Origin of the sequence: Thalassospira australica (assembly GCF_000763295.1) — a bacterium.
GTDB lineage: Bacteria > Pseudomonadota > Alphaproteobacteria > Rhodospirillales > Thalassospiraceae > Thalassospira > Thalassospira australica.
In genome coordinates this window covers 128,035-145,626 of sequence record NZ_JRJE01000002.1, presented here as the reverse complement: position 1 = coordinate 145,626, position 17,592 = coordinate 128,035, and the positions used below count along the sequence as shown (strand labels likewise).

Genomic DNA, 17,592 nt, shown 5'->3' with positions numbered 1-17,592 from the left:
CTCCAGTTTATGTGTATTGGGAGATGAGTGCATGGCATCGGCCGCCGAGCAGCTTGCCGCGAACCTGAATTGGTCCGCTTTTTCAAAGTCGACCGAGCTTAAAAAGCGTATCTGGTTCACTTTGGGCGCGCTTATTGTTTACCGTCTTGGAACCTATATTCCGGTTCCTGGTGTTGACCCGTCCATTCTTGCTGACATTTTCCGTCAGAATGCGGGCGGTGTTCTGGGCATGTTTGACATGTTCGCCGGTGGTGCGCTGGGTCGTATGACGATCTTTGCGCTGAATATCATGCCGTACATCTCGGCCTCGATTATCATTCAGTTGATGACGACTGTTTCGCCAACCCTTGAGCAACTCAAGAAAGAAGGCGAACAGGGTCGCAAAAAAATTAATCAATATACCCGCTACCTGACGGTGCTGATTGCAACCGTGCAGGCGTGGGGCATTGCTGTTGGTCTTGAAAGCATGACCGGTTCGACCGGTGCTGCGGTTCCGGACCCGGGCATGTTCTTCCGTCTTACCGCAGTGATCACCCTTGTTGGTGGCACCATGTTCCTGATGTGGCTTGGTGAACAGATCACCCAGCGTGGCATCGGTAACGGTATTTCGCTGATCATCTTTGCCGGCATTGTCGCAGGTCTGCCCAGCGCGATTGCAGGAACTCTTGAACTTGGCCGCACCGGTGCAATTTCCGCACTGGTGATTGTCACGATCATCGTTCTGGCGGTTGCCGTTATTGCATTCATCGTCTTTGTTGAACGTGCGCAGCGCCGTGTTCTGATCCAGTACCCGAAACGCCAGGTCGGCATGAAGGTCATGGAAGGTCAGAGCTCGCACCTGCCGCTCAAGATCAATACTGCCGGTGTTATTCCGCCGATCTTTGCAAGCTCGCTGCTTCTCATGCCGCTTTCGGTTGCCCAGTTCACCACCGGTGTAGATGCACCGGCATGGTTGACGACCGCAACCGCATTGCTCGGCCGTGGCCAGCCGCTTTATATCGCGCTTTACATCGGCCTGATTGTCTTCTTTGCCTTCTTCTACACGGCGGTTGTTTTCAACCCGGAAGATACGGCAGACAACCTGAAGAAACACGGTGGCTTTATTCCGGGCATCCGTCCGGGTAAAAATACCGCGAATCATCTGGATTTCATTCTGACCCGCTTGACGGTAATCGGTGCAGCTTATCTCGCATTTGTCTGTATCCTGCCGGAACTGTTGATCGCTGAATGGTCTGTGCCCTTCTACTTTGGTGGGACTAGCCTCTTGATCGTTGTCACGGTAACCATGGATACCGTCGCGCAGGTTCAGTCACATATGCTGGCGCATCAGTATGAAGGCCTGATCAAGAAATCCAAAATTCGTGGTCGCCGCCGATAAAGGCGACCACGGCATTCAGGGGGAAGACGATGAACATTATCCTTCTTGGCCCTCCCGGCGCAGGGAAAGGAACCCAGGCCAAGCGTCTCGAAACGGGACGCGGCATGATCCAGCTTTCAACAGGTGACATGCTTCGTGCCGCCGTTGCAGCCGGAACCGAACTGGGGCAGAAGGCAAAAGAAGTCATGGATGCGGGCCAGCTCGTATCTGACGATCTTATGATCGGTTTGATTTCTGAACGACTTGACCAGGATGATACCAAAGATGGTTTCATTCTGGACGGGTTCCCGCGCACGACCGCCCAGGCAGAAGCCCTGGACGTGATGCTGGAATCCAAAGGACTGGCACTTGATTATGTGATTGAACTGCGTGTTGACGATGCAGCACTGGTTGCCCGAATTGTTGGGCGCTATACCTGCGCGAAATGCGGGCAGGGATATCACCAAGAGTTCCAGAAACCTGCCAAGGAAGGTGTCTGCGACGTATGTGGCAGCACCGAATTTAAACGCCGTGCGGATGACACCGCCGAGACGGTCACATCGCGACTGGAAGCTTATCACAAGCAAACAGCACCGATCATTCCTTACTATGAAAAGGTCGGTAAGCTGAAAACAGTTGACGGGATGGCCGAAATCGACGAAGTTACGCGCGAGATTGAAGCCATCCTGGGGTAATTTCCCGGGCAGGGCGTTTTTTTGCTGGCGGGTTGGCAGTAATGCTGGCCCGCTTTTGCAACGTCCTACCCTACCGGATCTGCCCTTGGGTTTGTTAACAGGAAACAGGAGTCTCACACAGTGGCTCGTATTGCTGGCGTAAACATCCCGACCGCGAAGCGCGTCGTGATTGCGCTTACCTACATCACCGGCATTGGCCCGGCGAAAGCTAAAGAAATTTGCGCCAAGGTCGGCGTCGAATCGTCAACGCGTGTTCATCAGCTTTCTGATGATCAGGTGCTTAAGGTTCGTGAAGTCATCGACGCTGATTACACCGTCGAAGGCGACCTTCGTCGTGAAACCGCAATGAACATTAAACGTCTGATGGACCTGGGCAGCTACCGCGGCCTGCGTCATCGTCGCGGTCTCCCGGTACGCGGTCAGCGTACCCACACCAACGCTCGCACCCGTAAGGGCCCGGCTAAGCCGATTGCTGGCAAGAAGAAGTAAGGTAGGGGAACGACAATGGCGAAAGCTCCTCAGACTCGCGTGCGTCGCCGCGAGCGCAAGAACATTACGAACGGTATCGCGCACGTAAACGCGACCTTCAACAACACCATGATTACCATCACCGACGTTCAGGGGAATACCATCTCCTGGTCGACCGCTGGTGGTATGGGTTTCCGCGGTTCGCGTAAATCAACGCCGTATGCTGCGCAGATGGCCGGTGAAGATGCAGGTAAAAAAGCTGCAGAACACGGCATGAAAACTCTCGAAGTACAGGTTAAAGGCCCGGGTTCGGGACGTGAATCTGCACTTCGTGCGCTTCAGGCGATTGGTTTTACCATTACGTCGATCAAAGACGTAACGCCGATTCCGCACAATGGTTGCCGTCCGCGTAAACGTCGTCGCGTTTAATCGCGTCGATCCTTGCGGACGACCCCGCGTTTGGGCCCGGTGTACCCGGGCCCCTTCGCGTTTCTCATGAGGGCAAAACTTGCTCTCCTTATATTAGGCTCCAGTTGCGAAGGTGGGTCTCGTGATTCAAAAGAACTGGCAGGAACTGATTAAGCCGACGAAGCTTGATGTTACTCCGGGTACTGATGCCAGCCGTATTGGTACGATCGTGGCAGAACCGCTGGAGCGCGGTTTTGGTCAGACTCTGGGTAACGCGCTGCGTCGCATTCTGCTGTCGTCGCTCCAGGGTTCGGCAGTTACTGCGATCCAGATCGACGGTGTACTGCACGAATTCTCGTCGATTCCTGGTGTGCGTGAAGATGTCACTGACATCATCCTGAACATCAAGACCATGGGCGTGCGCATGCATGCTGAAGGTCCGAAGAAAATGGCCCTGAAGGCGACCGGCCCGGGTGCCGTCACCGCAGGTCAGATCGAAACCGGTGCGGATATCGAAATCCTCAACCCGGATCTCGAACTGTGCCATCTTGACGATGGCGCTACGCTCAACATCGAATTTACCGTTGATAACGGCAAAGGCTATGTTGCGGCAAGCTCGCACAGCTCTTCGGATGCGCCGATTGGTCTTATTCCGATCGATGCGATCTTCAGCCCGATCCGTAAAGTGGCCTACAAGGTGGAAAACACCCGTGTTGGTCAGGATACCGACTTTGACAAGCTGTCGCTGACCGTTGAAACCAACGGTGCGCTGACCCCGGAAGATTCGGTTGCACTTGCTGCCCGCATCCTCCAGGACCAGCTGTCGCTGTTCGTCAACTTCGAAGAGCCCGAAGCGGTTGTCGAAGAGAAGAAAGAAGACGAACTTCCGTTCAACCGTAACCTTCTTCGTAAGGTTGACGAGCTTGAACTGTCGGTCCGTTCGGCAAACTGCCTGAAGAACGACAACATCATCTATATCGGTGATCTTGTTCAGAAGACCGAAGCAGAAATGCTCCGTACGCCGAACTTCGGCCGTAAGTCGCTGAACGAAATCAAGGATGTACTGGCTCAGATGGGTCTGCATCTTGGTATGGAAGTCGGCGGTTGGCCGCCGGAAAACATCGAAGAACTTGCTCGCAAGTTCGAAGATCCGTTCTAAGAACGGGTCTTCGGCCTTCGGGCCGTTATCGGAGCAATCATTGCTCCAAACCGGAAACATCAGCTATTTGGCGTTTTCGGCGGGCTTGTTGCCCACACCGCACGTGCATGACCTGACACTGGTTTATCGGTGATCAGGGTGGCGGCGCGGTTTTACAATCGGTTTCGTGAGCGAAGCCAGGCTATTAAGGAGAGTTACCATGCGTCACGGTATGCACGGCCGTAAGCTTAATCGTACTTCGTCCCATCGTAAGGCGATGTTTGCCAACATGGCAGTTTCACTGCTCACCCACGAGCAGATCAAAACCACTCTTCCGAAGGCCAAGGATCTTCGCCCGTATGTCGAAAAACTGATTACGCTGGGCAAGCGGGGCGACCTGCATGCACGCCGTCAGGCTATTTCGATCCTGCGTGACGACAAAGTCGTAGCCAAGCTGTTCGGCGAAATCGCCGACCGCTACAAAGAGCGTTCGGGTGGTTACACCCGCGTTCTCAAGGCTGGCTTCCGTTACGGCGATGCGGCTCCGGTTGCTGTGATTGAACTTGTCGATCGCAACGCCGATGCAAAAGGCGCGGAAGACCGTGCTCGCCTCGAAGCAGAGGGCGAAGGCGAAGAAGCTGCTGAATAAGCAACGCTTCGGCCTTTAAGAAACAAAAACGGGCGATGCCATGCGGTGTCGCCCGTTTTCTTTTATCCGAATCTGTTCATATTTCTGCCAAGGTTGCGCGGCAGTTCTGTATTTCATAGGTTTCCGACCTATGTCAGACCCTGACAGGCCGAACAAAACAAGAGAGAACACCGTGCAGGCAAAGTGGATTTCGACCATCCTCACTGTTGCAATGATCAGCATGACGGTCATTGTCGGCGTAAACCCTATGGCCCATGCCCAAAACGATGAATTGGCGGTCGACCGGCGGCTTCCGACCAGTCAGGCTGAAGTCAAAATGTCGTTTTCGCCATTGGTCAAGCAAACCGCCCCGGCTGTGGTGAACATCTACACCAAGAAAGTAGTGGCCGAACGGGCACGCACGCCGTTTTTCAATGACCCGTTCTTCAAACAATTCTTTGGGAACCGTTTTGGCGGTGCTTTTGGCGCCCCGCGTCAGCGTGTAGAACGCTCGCTTGGCTCTGGCGTGATTGTTTCGGGCGATGGCACGGTTGTCACCAATCATCATGTGATCAGCGGGGCCAGTGAAATCCGCGTTGTTTTGCATGACAACCGCGAATTTGATGCCGATCTGGTTGGCTCCGACGAACGCACCGACCTTGCAGTGCTGAAACTGCGCGATGTCGACAATGAACTCCCCGCCATCCCGTTTGGGGATTCAGACGCGGTTGAGGTCGGTGACCTTGTCCTTGCCATCGGCAACCCGTTTGGCGTTGGCCAGACGGTGACAAGTGGCATTGTATCCGCGCTCGCCCGTGCAGGTGTCACGGGCCAGGACTTTCAATCCTTTATTCAAACCGATGCGGCGATTAACCCCGGCAACTCTGGCGGGGCCTTGGTCGATATTGATGGCAAACTGATCGGGGTAAACTCGGCGATCTTTACCAAGTCCGGCGGGTCGAACGGTATTGGCTTTGCCGTCCCGGCCAATATGGTCAAAGTCGTCATGCGCGGGCTGATCAGTGGCGATTTGCGCCGTCCGTGGCTTGGTGCTGCGGGGCAGGCGGTGACGGCAGATCTTGCATCGTCACTTGATCTGGATCGCCCGCACGGGGTTTTGATTAACAAGGTCCGCGAAGGTAGCCCGGCTGCACGCGGCGGGCTCCAATCGGGGGATGTGGTGATTGCGGTCAATGGTCTGGCGGTTGATAACCCCAACGAACTTAAATTCCGCATCGCCACGCTGGAACTTGATCAGGACGCCGAACTGTTGGTGTTGCGGCGCGGGGTGGAAACAGTTCTTGTGATGCCGCTTGAAGTCGCACCGGAATTGCCGGCCCGTGACGAAAGCGTGATTGAAGGCCGCAATCCGTTCAGCGGCACCAAAATTGCCAATATGAACCCGGCACTGGCTGATGAGATCGGCGTCGATACGCTTAGCGAAGGTGTCATAATCCTTGCAGTCGCGCGCGACAGCCTTGCGCGCCGCACCCGCCTGAAGGCAGGCGATTATATCGTTGAAGTCAACGGCGTGACCATCGATAGCGTTGCGCACTTCAAGGAAGTCATCCGTGCCGGTGAAAGCCGCCGTGAATGGCGCATTGCCGTCAAGCGCGATGGTAAGGTCCTGACCGGTGAGTTTACTCTGTAACGATCCGGTCTGAGACATATCGAAAAAGGCGCGTTACCGTTTCTGGCACGCGCCTTTTTCGTAATGCAGCCTCGGCGGAATGTCAGTTGGCTGTGTCCCCGCGGTGTTCACGGTGACGCAGCATCATCAAGGCACCGAAAGTCAAAAGACCCAAGCCAATCGTCAGCACGATGGCATATTGTCCGTAATCATCGATCAAAAGCCCGAACACAAATGGTGCAGCCGCCTGCGCAAACCGCGACGGGGCCATGATATAGCCTTGCCGCGCGCCATATCCGGCCGGGCCAAATGTTGCCAGTGGCAAGGTTCCCTTGGCGATGGTCAAAATACCATTGCCCACCCCGTGCAAGCTGGTAAACAGCATTCCGACCGGTCCGCCAAAGACCAAAAGCAATACAGCGCCTATCGGGTGGGTCAGGGCCGAAAGCCGCGAAGAAATCAGTGGATGCATCTTTTTAAGCAACCCGAATTCCAATAGCCTCCCGGCAACCTGTGCCGGACCAACCAGCGATGCGGCAATCAGCGCACCGGCGGCATCCATCCCCGATATCTGCAACAACCGCGGTAGGTGGGCCGCCATGGCGGTTGCGGTAAACCAGCTTGCAGCAAAGACAATGGCAAGCAGGATCATCGGGGTATTAAAGATGTCCTTGCGTGATAGCTTCGTCGGGGCAGGGGGCGTTTGGGCTGTGTTGTCGTGTGTTTCCGTCGGCCGGTTGGCTTTGGTGCGTGGAATCAAAAACAGATTAAGCGGCAAGCCAAGCACGATATGCATCACCGCCCAAAAGTAACACGCCGTGCGCCAGTCAAATGCGGCCTCAAGTCCGGCCGTTATCGGCCAACAGATCGTGCTGGCAAACCCGGCAATCAGGGTGATTCCGGTAATCGGTCCACGCGCATCATGGCCAAAAATCCAACTGAGTGTGGCAAAGGCCGACTCATAAAGCCCCATCGACATGCCAACGCCAATCACACACCAGGCCACACACATCATGGTCAGGCTGTCGGCTGTGCCCAGCAGTGCCAAGCCGGATGCAAAGATCAGGCTGGAGATCGCCAAAACTGTGCGTCCGCCAAACTGATCAATGCGGGCACCTGCCGAAGGCCCGAGAAAAGCGGCAAAAACCAATGCCAATGAAAACGCCCCGAATGCCCAGCCCGGCGGAATGCCCAACTCGTTGGCCATTGGTTCTGCCAAAATCGCCGGAAGATAAAGCGTTGTCCCGAAGGCAAGCGTCTGGCCGGTCCCAAGCCCGATGACAATTGGTAACTTCTTTGGTGCTGTGGTGGCTGTCATCTTGCACCTCGACGGTGGCGGTAGCTGTTGGGCGTGATTGCAATGGCATTAGTCACAGCAGGAATCTCCGTCCTTGGTCTTGGTGGCTGCGTGGGGGGATACCGCAAGGTCGCGGCTGGCGATAATATGGCTGGTGACCTCCATCCATGCTTCGGTCGCCACCAGAAAGGCGTCACGGCCCTTGTCGGTCAGGGTGTAAACTTTGCGCTGGCGACCCTGCACCGTTTCCGGGCGCGAGGTCATATACCCGCCGGTTTCAAATTCCTTGAGAACCGGATAAACCGTACCTTCGGACGGAGAGCAGCACCCCTTGGTGGTTTTTTCAACCGCCTGCACGACTTCATAGCCATGCATCGGTTTTCTGTGCAAAACACACAGCACGAAAAATTTCGAAAGCGACATCTTGATCGTGCCCTGCCAATAGGCCCGATCTGTGTAATCAACGGTGCTGCTCATGGGATGACTTTCTTGCCAGAGATGCCACAGAATTATGCCTCGACCATCGAGGTGTCAATTGCCGATGTTTCATCTGTCCTGATTGTCATCTGCGTGTTACGTTTGCGGCCTACCCACCCATACAACATCATGATGTCTTTACATGGTTTCCCTGTTTGAAAGTCAGGTCACGCGCCCTTTGGCCGATAGACTGCGTCCCGCCAAGCTTGAAGAAGTGGTGGGGCAGGGGCATCTGTTTGGCGATGACGGCCCGATTACCCGTATGATCAAGACCGGGCGTGTGCCCTCGGTCGTGCTGTGGGGGCCGCCGGGCTGTGGCAAAACCACATTGGCCCGCCTGATGGCCGATGTGGCCGATATGGCGTTTGAGCCATTATCTGCGATCTTTTCCGGGGTGGCCGATCTGCGCAAGGTGTTTGAACGGGCGCGAGCACGCCGCTCGACCGGCGGGGCGACCTTGTTGTTCATTGATGAAATTCATCGCTTCAACAAGGCGCAGCAGGACAGCTTCCTGCCCTATGTCGAAGACGGCACAATTACACTGATTGGCGCGACAACCGAAAACCCGTCTTTTGAACTCAATGCTGCCCTGTTGTCACGCTGTCAGGTACTTGTGCTCAAGCGTCTTGATGATGCGGGGCTGGAAGAACTTCTGGTGCGGGCCGAAAAGGAAATGGGCTTTGATCTGCCCGTAACACCCGAGGCCCGCGAAACCCTGCGCGCCATGGCTGATGGGGATGGGCGTTATTGTCTTAATCTGGCAGAAGAACTGTTTTCGATGCCGCCCAGTGATGCACCGGGCGAAGACGGTCCACTTGGCGTTGCCGAACTTGCGCGTACTGTGCAAAAGCGCATGCCGATTTATGACAAGGGCGATGACAGCCATTACAACCTGATCAGTGCCCTGCATAAATCCATTCGCGGATCTGACCCGGACGCAGCCCTTTATTGGTTTAACCGGATGCTGGCAGGCGGGGAGGACCCCAAATTCGTTGCCCGGCGACTGACCCGCATGGCGGTCGAGGATATCGGTCTTGCCGATCCCCAGGCCCAGCAGTTCTGCATTGGGGCGTGGGAATCTTATGAACGTCTCGGCAGCCCCGAAGGCGAACTGGCTTTGGCGCAAGCGGTGATTTATCTGGCATTGGCGCCGAAATCAAACGCCGGTTATACGGCTTATAAAAAGTCTCTCAAGATCGCCCGAGACACAGGCTCCTTGATGCCGCCCGCCCATATTCTGAATGCCCCGACCAAGCTGATGAAGGATATCGGCTATGGGACCGGGTATGCCTATGATCATGATCAGGAAGACGGTTTTTCCGGTCAGGATTATTTCCCCGAAGGCATGCGTCGGCAGAATTTCTATGAACCGGTCGAACGCGGGTTTGAACGTGATCTGAAAAAACGTGTCGATTATTTTGATCGCCTGCGCGCAGAGCGACAAAAGAAAGGCGACAATAAATAATCCTTGGTTGGTTATGGTGCCAAATTGGAAACAATCTGGTGAAGACTCTTTGGCTAAACAGGGTGCTTTTGCAAGAGTAAGGTCAGGTCAACAAACACACGCATTTGGAGACCTCAAATGACCAATATTTTGCATGTTAGTGCATCTGTGAATGGTGAGAACTCAAACTCCCGTCAGATCGCATCCAAACTGATCAACCGTATTGTTGCAGCAGATCCGACTGCCAATGTCGTTGATCGCGATACCAACGCATCCGAAATTTCCGCTCTTACCGGCGAAACCGTCGGCGCATTCTACACCCCGGCCGAAGACCGCAGTGATGCCCAGAAGGAAGTCATTGCTGTATCTGAAAAATTGGTTGCCGAAGTTCAGGCCGCAGACATTCTTGTCATCGGCGCGCCAATGTATAACTTCAGCATCCCCTCCACGCTGAAAGCCTGGGTTGACCTGATTGCCCGTGTTGGTGTGACTTTCAAATACACCGAAAACGGTCCTGTTGGTCTGCTGACCGGCAAAAAAGCCTATGTTGTTGTTGCCACGGGCGGTGTTCCGGTCAACAGCCAGGCCGATTTTGCGACCCCGTTCCTCAAGCAGGTTCTTGGTTTCGTCGGGATCACCGAAGTTGAAGTCATTGATGCGTCCGGCTTTGCGGTAAATGCCCAAGAGGCGATGGACCGCGCAATCGCCAATGTCGAAGCTGTGGAACTGCCCGCCGTCGCTTAATCGACGTTTCCTCAACGTCCTGCAAAACCGGAACTTGGCGAAACCATATATCCCCCCCCCGCTTCGCCAGGTTGCCAGCTTTGCATCATAAGATGCCCGACTGTTTGCGCAGTCGGGCATTTTGATTCTGGTCTGTTCCGGTTTATGCTGTGAAAACAACCGTGCGTGGTCGGCAGTCGAACCTGCACACAGGCAAACAGGTGGTATCATTGAAACGGCTGGTGATGGTTGCAATTTGGGGTGTTGTGGTCTTGGCAGGGATCTTCGTGACCGTTCGGTTTACAGGCCTGATTGACCACATGTTGCCGCCCGGTGATCCTCCCAATTTTGCTTTTGGGCGTGATGCTGATCTTCCGCAAGATCCGAACTTCTTTTTGGCCTGCCCAGATGATTTGCGGCCCGATACTGATCGCTCGATGCAAAGCCCGTCCTTTAACGCATCGGTCGCAGCCCTGACAGAGGTGCTGGTCGATACTGCCCCCGATCATGGCATGCGGCTTATGACCGATATCTCGGTGGGTGAAGCCGGGCGCCTTTATTTCCTTGCGCGCAGTCCGGTGCTTCATTTCCCCGACTGGGTGGAAATCGAACTCATCCTGCCGGAAACAGGCAATGACGTGTCTTTCTGTCTGTTTGCCCGTTCGGTCTATGGTATTGATGATATGGGGCAAAACGAAAAACGCACACGTGCCTGGCTTGCGGATGTCAATGCCCGTATGGGGCAGGTCAACTGACTTTTAATTTTAAAAGCGGCCCCCCGTTTCAGGTGTTCAATTGGGTGCAGGTTCAAGTGATTTACCAAAAAGTGACTTCACAAATTGGCTTGTAGGGACCGGAAGTAAATCGACGGGATGGTCTCCTCCAAAAGTCGCCCATTTACTGCTTGCGCTTAGCGTGCTGGTGGCGAGCATATCTTTTTGCTGCACATCGAACGCCTGATACAGGATCGTAATACGGTCCGGGCGGCCGGACCACTCGGTTGCGCGATCTTCCCAGTGCATGATTTGCGCATCAATAAGAACATTTAGCTGCAAGTTCTGTGCTTTATTAAAGGCATTTTCTCGCGTTTCGATGGTCGATGCCTTAACGACTTTACTGCTATATGGGATGAGTTGTTTGTGTAACTCATTAGCCAGCATTCTGCCTGATCCGGCATAATTGATGTCGCCGAATATTCCATCAGCCGGTTGCAAGATGTAAAAACTCTTACCTGTTGTAACTGTTTCGACAACTTGATGGTTGTCCGTGCGATATTTGCTGGAACAAGCACCAAGGCTTAAGGCTGCAACAAAAGCGCACAACATACCAACGACACGAATACTCATTATTTCCCCCTCTCGATTAACCACAAAATCGAATATACAGGATTTTGCATGGCTCAAGCGATTGTAATCCTGCTGTTTTCCTTATAGGCAATAATGCGAGTTGCCTATACCGTATTCACACGTGACTTTTGACGACTGAGGGAATAGGTTCCGCGCCATGCAATTTTCACCGTTGTTAATCGCATCCATTGCCTTGGGGGGCGCTATCGGCGCCGTTGCACGTTATAGTGTTTCGGTCATGATGGGCTCGGTCATGGGCAGTGGATTTCCCTGGGGAACCCTGACGGTCAATGTCGTCGGATCATTCCTGATGGGGGTGCTGATCGAAGTCTCGGCCCAGAAACTTTCCATGGGGCTTGAGATGCGCGCACTCCTTGTGACCGGTTTTCTTGGGGCGTTTACAACTTTTTCGACTTTCTCGCTGGATGTCGCGACCCTATATGAACGGGGCAATATGGGGCTTGCGGCCCTGTATGTAATTGGTTCCGTGGTGGTTGGTGTTTCCGCGTTGTTTGGCGCAATCGCGCTGGTAAGGGGTGTTCTGCAATGAGTGGTGTCACTCTGCGCAAGGTAAAGGCAGACGAAGCCGATATTCGGCTGGATCGCTGGTTTAAGCGCAACTGTCCGGAATTTACCTTTGGGCAGGTCCAAAAGTTCCTGCGTGGCGGTCAGATCCGCGTTGATGGCAAACGTGCCAAGGCCAACCAGCGGGTTGAGCCGGGGCAGGAAATCCGTGTGCCGCCCGTGCCGGTCATGTCCGGTGGCGGTGCGGAGCCATGGACAAAAGACGGCGCAGGCTATAACGCCGCCGAAGTCCAGCAGCGCAAACACGCAGGTCCGGCAAAATCAGACGCGACCGAAGAAGAACTTCAGGCGCTGCGTGATTCCGTCATTTTCTATGACGAGTTGGTTCTGGCAATCAACAAGCCTGCCGGTCTTGCCGTGCAGGGCGGCACCAACACCAACGTTCATGTCGATGGCATGCTTGATGCGCTTAAGCTTGACAGCAAGGAACGCCCGAAACTGGTGCATCGCCTTGACAAGGACACCAGTGGTGTCTTGCTTCTGGCGCGCTCGGCCTCGGCGGCCCATGCGCTGACCAAGGCGTTCAAGGATAAATCCACCCGCAAACTTTACTGGGCGATTGTCACCGGCGCACCGGCGGAACGCGAAGGCATGATTGACGCGCCTTTGGCCAAACTCGCCAGCAAGGGCGGCGAGAAAATGGTCATCGACGAGAAGCAGGGCAAATCTGCACAAAGTGTATTCCGCCAGCTTCACCGTGCCGGGCGCAAGGCAGCCTGGCTTGCGCTTTCACCGCTGACAGGTCGTACTCACCAGTTGCGCGTTCATAGCGAAGCCATTGGCTGCCCGATCCTGGGCGACGGTAAATATGGCGGGCCAAAAGCCTTCATTGATGATCTGTCAAACAAGATGCATCTGCACGCCCGTGCGATTGATTTCCCGCATCCCGTTACCGGGCACCGCGTCGTGATCGAGGCCCCCGTGCCGGAACATTTTGCCGAAACGCTTAAAAAGCTGAACTTTGATCCGAAAACGCCGACGAAATTCCTGACCCCGGAAATTCATCGCGAAAAGGAAGAAAAGCCAAAACCCAAGGCAAAGCCGTCGCGCACGCGCAAAAGATAACCGACTTGGCACCAGGTCTGAAACAGCGAAAAGCCGACGCATTGCGTCGGCTTTTTCGTCCTCCTGATCAAACGGCGTTGAAACAGAGTATTTTGCTTCAGTTTTTCGCGAAACGTTTCATGAAGGCATCATAGACACGGTTCAGGTGACGGGCATGAACCGTATTGCCTGTGCGTTCACACATTTCGGCCTGGCCTTTTATCATCACGGCAAGCTGTTTGCGGCCGCTTTTGGTATGTACCATGTACTCACCCTCCTCAAGGGCGGTGACGAGTGGAATATGCTCACATTCGGCAATGGCAAGCACTTCCTCCTCGGTGAGGTCGCTGAAGTCGATGCAATCGCGAAGCGTAAGCATGATCTGCCTCCTGTCATGGCCCGGCCTTTTCAGCGGGGCTCTATCGACCAGAACATAAGTATAGCGCTCATCGAACCTGTGAAGAAGTAATACAAAATTCACTTGTAGTTTCCGCAGCTTCCCGCGCAGCACAAAAACGCCAGATATTTCAACCGCACGAGACTCGATCTTTTCGATGCGATCCATTAGTCTCCGCTTTCCCAAAAATCGGATGAAAGACCCCACATGACCACTGATCCGCTCAGACTTGTTGTATTTGATTGTGACGGCACACTTGTTGATAGTCAGCACGCCATTGCGCATTGCATGGATCACGCCTTTGCGCAGCACGGGCTTGATTGCCCGGGGCTTGAAAATACCCGCACCATCATTGGTCTGAGCCTGCCCGAAGCCATTACCAAACTGGCAAGCCCGGCGCAGATTGACAACCATGTGATTGATGCGGTCACTGCGGCCTATAAAACCGCCTTCTTCACGCTCCGCCAAACCCCCGATTTCCACGAACCGCTGTTCCCCGGTGTGCGCGAGGTTCTTGGTGAACTTGATCGCCGCCAATGGCTAAGCGGTGTGGCGACCGGCAAGGCGCGGCGTGGTCTGGATGCGGTTCTGGCCCGCAATGAACTTGAAAGTCATTTTGTCACGCTTCAGACCTGCGACAACCACCCATCAAAGCCCAATCCGGCCATGCTGGTTGCGGCCCTTGAGGAAACCGGTGTTGATGCCCCCAATGCGGTGATTGTTGGCGATACCAGCTATGATATCGAAATGGGCCGTGCGGCTGGCATGATCGCCATTGGTGTTGATTGGGGCTATCATGAGGTCGACACCCTGCATAAATCCGGTGCCCATGCCGTGATCAGCCATTTTGATGAGTTGGCATCGGTTCTTGATGAAATTTGGGAAATTGACCGTGATGCCGCATAAAAATCCTGATCTGGCACCGATCACGTTCGAACTGACCTTGGCAATCGATCCCGAGGATGCGTTTGACGCATTCACGACGGGCTTTGGTGATTGGTGGCCGACGGACAGCCATTCGATCTCCAAAAAGGATTGCCGTGGCGTCGAACTTACGCCCGGTGTTGGCGGCGATATTATCGAACGGGTCAAGGGTAAGGATGATATTCGGTGGGGTCGCGTTCGAAGCTGGCACCCCGGCGAACATCTGTCCTTTACCTGGCACCCCGGTTGGAATGCCGGGGACTTTACCCTTGTTGAAGTATCGTTTGATCTCAACGACTTTGGCCGTTGTGTCGTCCGTCTTGAGCATAAGGCCTGGGAAAATGTCGGCGACATCGCCCCCGCCTTGCGGGAAGGCTATCTCAAGGGCTGGGAATTTGCCTTTGGTGAATGCTTTGGCAATTACCTGCGTCAAAAGCGCTGATCAGAACAGCCGGTATTCGATCAATTCACGCTGCAATTTGACCGGGTCGCGGAACCAGTGCGTGATGAACCCCATTTCACGCGCCTGCTGGATATTGCGGTCGCTGTCATCAATAAACAGGGTTTCGCGCGGATCAAGCTTGAACCGTGTGACTGCCAGGTCAAAAATACGAGGATCAGGCTTGGCGAGCTTTTCCTGCCCGGACACCAGAATATCTTCAAAATGATCAAGGAACCCAAAGCGTTCCAGTGCAAGGGGCCATGTTTCTGCTGACCAGTTGGTCAAGGCAAAAAGGCGGACCTTTTTGCGCTTTTTAAGGTCCTCAAGAACGCCGACCGTGCGGTCAATCGCCCCGCCAAGCATTTCCGGCCAACGATCATTCCACGCGGCGATCTGATCAAAATAATGCGGGTAACGGTGCTGCAAATCCGGGATCGAATTGGAAAAGCTCAGCATCCCCTGATCATGAAGATGGTTCCAGTGCGGATGGCACACTTCGGCAAGAAAACGCTCCATTTCGGCGTCATCCTTGAAAATCTTGCGATACAGGTAACGCGGGTTCCAATCGACCAGAACGCCACCAAGATCAAACAGAACCGTTTCAATATCGCGCATGTCATCTCCGTCTGCTGTGGTGTTGGCGTCGTATAGCTGTGAACCTGCCCCTTAAATCAGCTGACGTGCCCGCGCGCAAGCTGCAGTTGGGTGACAGAACAGCGTGCTGTCATGATCCTTGTGGTGAACGGCATCGTACAGGAACTGGAATGAAATACCGGCGCGCATGATCTTTGGTGACGGTGTTAATGACGATATTGTCATTTGCCAACAAGGTCTGGCGTCGCAAATGATGCTGATACGGAAACTTCCGAAAAACAGGAATACGAGGAGGCTAGAACATGTGTACGCTTGATGGATGTGGCTCCCACGAACATCTCGGTCCGCCGCCAAAGGCAACCGATGAAGATCGCCGACTGTTTCTAAAGGGCGCTGTTGCCCTGCCACTTGCTGTTATTCTTGCCGACCCGATGCTGGCCCATGCGGCGGGTATGGGACTTGATAAGGTGACCATTACCACGCCCGAAGGCGATGAAATGGTTGCCGAAATTGCCATGCCGGCAACGCTTCCAGCCCCGACGGTGATCCTCATTCATGAATGGTGGGGGCTTAACGATCACATCCGTGCCGTGGCTGCCGAATATGCCAAGCAAGGTTATATTGCCCTTGCGGTTGATCTGTATGGCGAAGAACCGGCAACCACGCCGGATGGGGCGCGTGCGCTGATGTCGGGCATGGATCCGGTGGTCGCGACCCGCAAGCTGCAATCATCTGTCGAATTCTTGCGCAACCACAAGGATTCAACCGGCAAGGTTGGTTCGGTCGGTTGGTGCTTTGGCGGTGGTTGGTCGCTTAACACGGCCCTTGCGACCGATGTTGATGCGGCTGTGATCTATTACGGTAATGTCAAAAAGACCCCGGAACAGGTTGCGACCCTGAACGCGCCGATTATGGGGCATTTCGGCACCCTTGATAAATCGATCAACAAGGAAATGGTCGATGGGTTCGAACGATCCCTGCGCGTTTCCGGCAAGTCGCTTTACAAGTTCTATTGGTATGACGCCGATCACGCCTTTGCCAATCCGACCGGTGGGCGCTACGACAGCGAAGATGCCCAACTGGCTTGGGAACGCACCATGGCGTTCTTTAAATACCATCTGAACAAATCAGCATAACGTTCGATGCACCCGGAATGAAGAAGGCCGGGCAAAATTGCCCGGCCTTCTTGGTGTCTTGATTGGGGCAGGTGCCTTAGGTGTTTTGATTGCCGCGATTGGCCCATTTGGTCGAACGGCGCTCAATCACGTTGAATATCTCATACATCGCGATCCCCATCACCGCGATCACCAGAAGGCCGGCAAAGACAAGCGGCATGTTGAATTTCGACGATGCCGACAGCATCAGATATCCCACACCAACGTTCGATGCCACGGTCTCGGAAATGACCGAGCCAACAAAGGCCAGCGTAATCGCCACCTTAAGCGATGCAAAGAAATACGGCATCGCGCGCGGGAAGCCGACCTTGATCAGAATATCAAGGCGCTTTGCACCAAGGGACCGCAACACATCGCGCAGTTCCGGTTCCAGTGTCGCCAGGCCAGTCGCGACATTTACCACAATCGGAAAGAACGAAATCAGAAACGCTGTAATGATGGCCGGCACCGTACCGATGCCAAACCACATGACCAAAACCGGCACAAGGGCGACCTTGGGGACCGAGTTGAAACCAACCAGAAGCGGGTTGGCTGCGTCATAAATTGCCCGGCTTGATCCGACCAACGCGCCCAGAACCACGCCAAACACGACGGCAATGGCAAAGCCCGCCAGCGTCGTATAAAGCGTGTGATAGGCATGCATCCAGATCGCTTCATGGAACTGCCAGCCAACAATGATGCTTTCTGACGGGGTCGGCAGCACATAAGGCGGAATGTTGAAAATCCGGACAATCAATTCCCACAGTACAAACAGCGCAATGGCGCTGATCCACGGGGTTGCTTTGGAAAGGTTTGTTTTCTTTTTCATGATGATATCCGC

The 17,592-nt window shown here is 54.4% G+C and carries 21 protein-coding genes; 15 read left to right on the top strand and 6 right to left on the bottom strand.

Features of this window, described 5'->3' with window-relative positions:
- Positions 1–31: 31 nt before the first annotated feature.
- The 7 genes from secY to JF44_RS0101450 all read left to right on the top strand — a co-directional run bounded on the left by secY (position 32) and on the right by JF44_RS0101450 (position 6,345).
- On the top strand, positions 32–1,378 hold the full coding sequence (gene secY / locus JF44_RS0101480) for a preprotein translocase subunit SecY (protein ID WP_033067172.1): 1,347 nt from the start codon (positions 32–34) through the stop codon (positions 1,376–1,378).
- A 29-nt stretch (positions 1,379–1,407) separates the two neighbouring features.
- Positions 1,408–2,052, top strand: a complete 645-nt coding sequence (locus tag JF44_RS0101475) for an adenylate kinase (protein ID WP_033067171.1) — start codon at positions 1,408–1,410, stop codon at positions 2,050–2,052.
- A 120-nt stretch (positions 2,053–2,172) separates the two neighbouring features.
- The gene (gene rpsM / locus JF44_RS0101470; RefSeq protein WP_033067170.1) at positions 2,173–2,541 is read left to right on the top strand and encodes a 30S ribosomal protein S13; all 369 of its coding nucleotides are present in this window, start codon (positions 2,173–2,175) and stop codon (positions 2,539–2,541) included.
- Between the two features lie 15 nt (positions 2,542–2,556).
- On the top strand, positions 2,557–2,949 hold the full coding sequence (gene rpsK / locus JF44_RS0101465; RefSeq protein ID WP_033067169.1) for a 30S ribosomal protein S11: 393 nt from the start codon (positions 2,557–2,559) through the stop codon (positions 2,947–2,949).
- A gap of 121 nt (positions 2,950–3,070) precedes the next feature.
- A complete protein-coding gene (locus JF44_RS0101460; RefSeq protein ID WP_008892197.1) occupies positions 3,071–4,087 on the top strand; it encodes a DNA-directed RNA polymerase subunit alpha in 1,017 nt (338 codons plus the stop codon).
- Between the two features lie 199 nt (positions 4,088–4,286).
- Positions 4,287–4,715, top strand: a complete 429-nt coding sequence (rplQ, locus tag JF44_RS0101455; protein ID WP_081944297.1) for a 50S ribosomal protein L17 — start codon at positions 4,287–4,289, stop codon at positions 4,713–4,715.
- Between the two features lie 172 nt (positions 4,716–4,887).
- On the top strand, positions 4,888–6,345 hold the full coding sequence (locus JF44_RS0101450) for a DegQ family serine endoprotease (RefSeq protein WP_081944299.1): 1,458 nt from the start codon (positions 4,888–4,890) through the stop codon (positions 6,343–6,345).
- 82 nt (positions 6,346–6,427) lie between these two features.
- Here JF44_RS0101450 and JF44_RS0101445 read toward each other — a convergent pair whose 3' ends face one another.
- Both JF44_RS0101445 and JF44_RS0101440 read right to left on the bottom strand, forming a co-directional pair.
- Positions 6,428–7,642: an MFS transporter gene (locus JF44_RS0101445; protein ID WP_033067166.1), complete on the bottom strand. Its 1,215-nt coding sequence runs from the start codon at positions 7,640–7,642 to the stop codon at positions 6,428–6,430.
- Positions 7,643–7,690: 48 nt separating this feature from the next.
- Positions 7,691–8,098, bottom strand: coding sequence for a PadR family transcriptional regulator (locus tag JF44_RS0101440; RefSeq protein WP_033067165.1), 408 nt, complete (start codon positions 8,096–8,098; stop codon positions 7,691–7,693).
- Between the two features lie 142 nt (positions 8,099–8,240).
- On the opposite strand from JF44_RS0101440, the gene JF44_RS0101435 reads away from it, so the two are divergent.
- The 3 genes from JF44_RS0101435 to JF44_RS0101425 all read left to right on the top strand — a co-directional run bounded on the left by JF44_RS0101435 (position 8,241) and on the right by JF44_RS0101425 (position 11,020).
- Positions 8,241–9,563, top strand: coding sequence for a replication-associated recombination protein A (locus JF44_RS0101435; RefSeq protein WP_033067164.1), 1,323 nt, complete (start codon positions 8,241–8,243; stop codon positions 9,561–9,563).
- A 117-nt stretch (positions 9,564–9,680) separates the two neighbouring features.
- A complete protein-coding gene (locus tag JF44_RS0101430) occupies positions 9,681–10,286 on the top strand; it encodes an FMN-dependent NADH-azoreductase (protein ID WP_033067163.1) in 606 nt (201 codons plus the stop codon).
- A 266-nt stretch (positions 10,287–10,552) separates the two neighbouring features.
- The gene (locus tag JF44_RS0101425) at positions 10,553–11,020 is read left to right on the top strand and encodes a DUF1499 domain-containing protein (RefSeq protein WP_162181375.1); all 468 of its coding nucleotides are present in this window, start codon (positions 10,553–10,555) and stop codon (positions 11,018–11,020) included.
- A 36-nt stretch (positions 11,021–11,056) separates the two neighbouring features.
- On the opposite strand, the gene JF44_RS0101420 is transcribed toward JF44_RS0101425, so the two are convergent.
- Positions 11,057–11,611, bottom strand: coding sequence for a DUF4823 domain-containing protein (locus JF44_RS0101420; protein ID WP_052065341.1), 555 nt, complete (start codon positions 11,609–11,611; stop codon positions 11,057–11,059).
- Between the two features lie 157 nt (positions 11,612–11,768).
- Here JF44_RS0101420 and crcB point away from each other — a divergent pair, with 157 nt between their 5' ends.
- Together crcB and JF44_RS0101410 are read left to right on the top strand one after the other, a co-directional pair.
- Positions 11,769–12,161, top strand: coding sequence for a fluoride efflux transporter CrcB (crcB, locus tag JF44_RS0101415; protein WP_033067161.1), 393 nt, complete (start codon positions 11,769–11,771; stop codon positions 12,159–12,161).
- Positions 12,158–13,261, top strand: coding sequence for an RluA family pseudouridine synthase (locus JF44_RS0101410; protein WP_033067160.1), 1,104 nt, complete (start codon positions 12,158–12,160; stop codon positions 13,259–13,261). The genes crcB and JF44_RS0101410 overlap by 4 nt, the downstream gene beginning before the upstream one ends.
- 97 nt (positions 13,262–13,358) lie before the next feature.
- Here JF44_RS0101410 and JF44_RS20570 read toward each other — a convergent pair whose 3' ends face one another.
- The gene (locus JF44_RS20570) at positions 13,359–13,805 is read right to left on the bottom strand and encodes a hypothetical protein (RefSeq protein ID WP_238318347.1); all 447 of its coding nucleotides are present in this window, start codon (positions 13,803–13,805) and stop codon (positions 13,359–13,361) included.
- A 39-nt stretch (positions 13,806–13,844) separates the two neighbouring features.
- On the opposite strand from JF44_RS20570, the gene JF44_RS0101400 reads away from it, so the two are divergent.
- Together JF44_RS0101400 and JF44_RS0101395 are read left to right on the top strand one after the other, a co-directional pair.
- The gene (locus tag JF44_RS0101400) at positions 13,845–14,543 is read left to right on the top strand and encodes an HAD-IA family hydrolase (protein ID WP_033067159.1); all 699 of its coding nucleotides are present in this window, start codon (positions 13,845–13,847) and stop codon (positions 14,541–14,543) included.
- On the top strand, positions 14,533–15,003 hold the full coding sequence (locus tag JF44_RS0101395) for an SRPBCC domain-containing protein (RefSeq protein WP_033067158.1): 471 nt from the start codon (positions 14,533–14,535) through the stop codon (positions 15,001–15,003). Before JF44_RS0101400 ends, JF44_RS0101395 begins: the two co-directional genes overlap by 11 nt.
- Here JF44_RS0101395 and JF44_RS0101390 read toward each other — a convergent pair whose 3' ends face one another.
- Positions 15,004–15,618, bottom strand: coding sequence for an HAD family hydrolase (locus JF44_RS0101390; protein WP_081944296.1), 615 nt, complete (start codon positions 15,616–15,618; stop codon positions 15,004–15,006).
- A gap of 281 nt (positions 15,619–15,899) precedes the next feature.
- Between JF44_RS0101390 and JF44_RS0101385 the strand changes: the two genes are divergently transcribed.
- Positions 15,900–16,733 carry a dienelactone hydrolase family protein gene (locus JF44_RS0101385; RefSeq protein ID WP_033067157.1) on the top strand — a complete coding sequence of 278 codons (834 nt, stop codon included), beginning with the start codon at positions 15,900–15,902 and terminating at the stop codon, positions 16,731–16,733.
- Positions 16,734–16,809: 76 nt separating this feature from the next.
- Here the strand turns inward: JF44_RS0101385 and JF44_RS0101380 are convergent, their stop codons facing one another.
- Positions 16,810–17,580 (bottom strand): ABC transporter permease, encoded by a 771-nt coding sequence (locus tag JF44_RS0101380; protein WP_033067156.1) that lies wholly within the window; start codon positions 17,578–17,580, stop codon positions 16,810–16,812.
- Positions 17,581–17,592 lie beyond the last annotated feature (12 nt).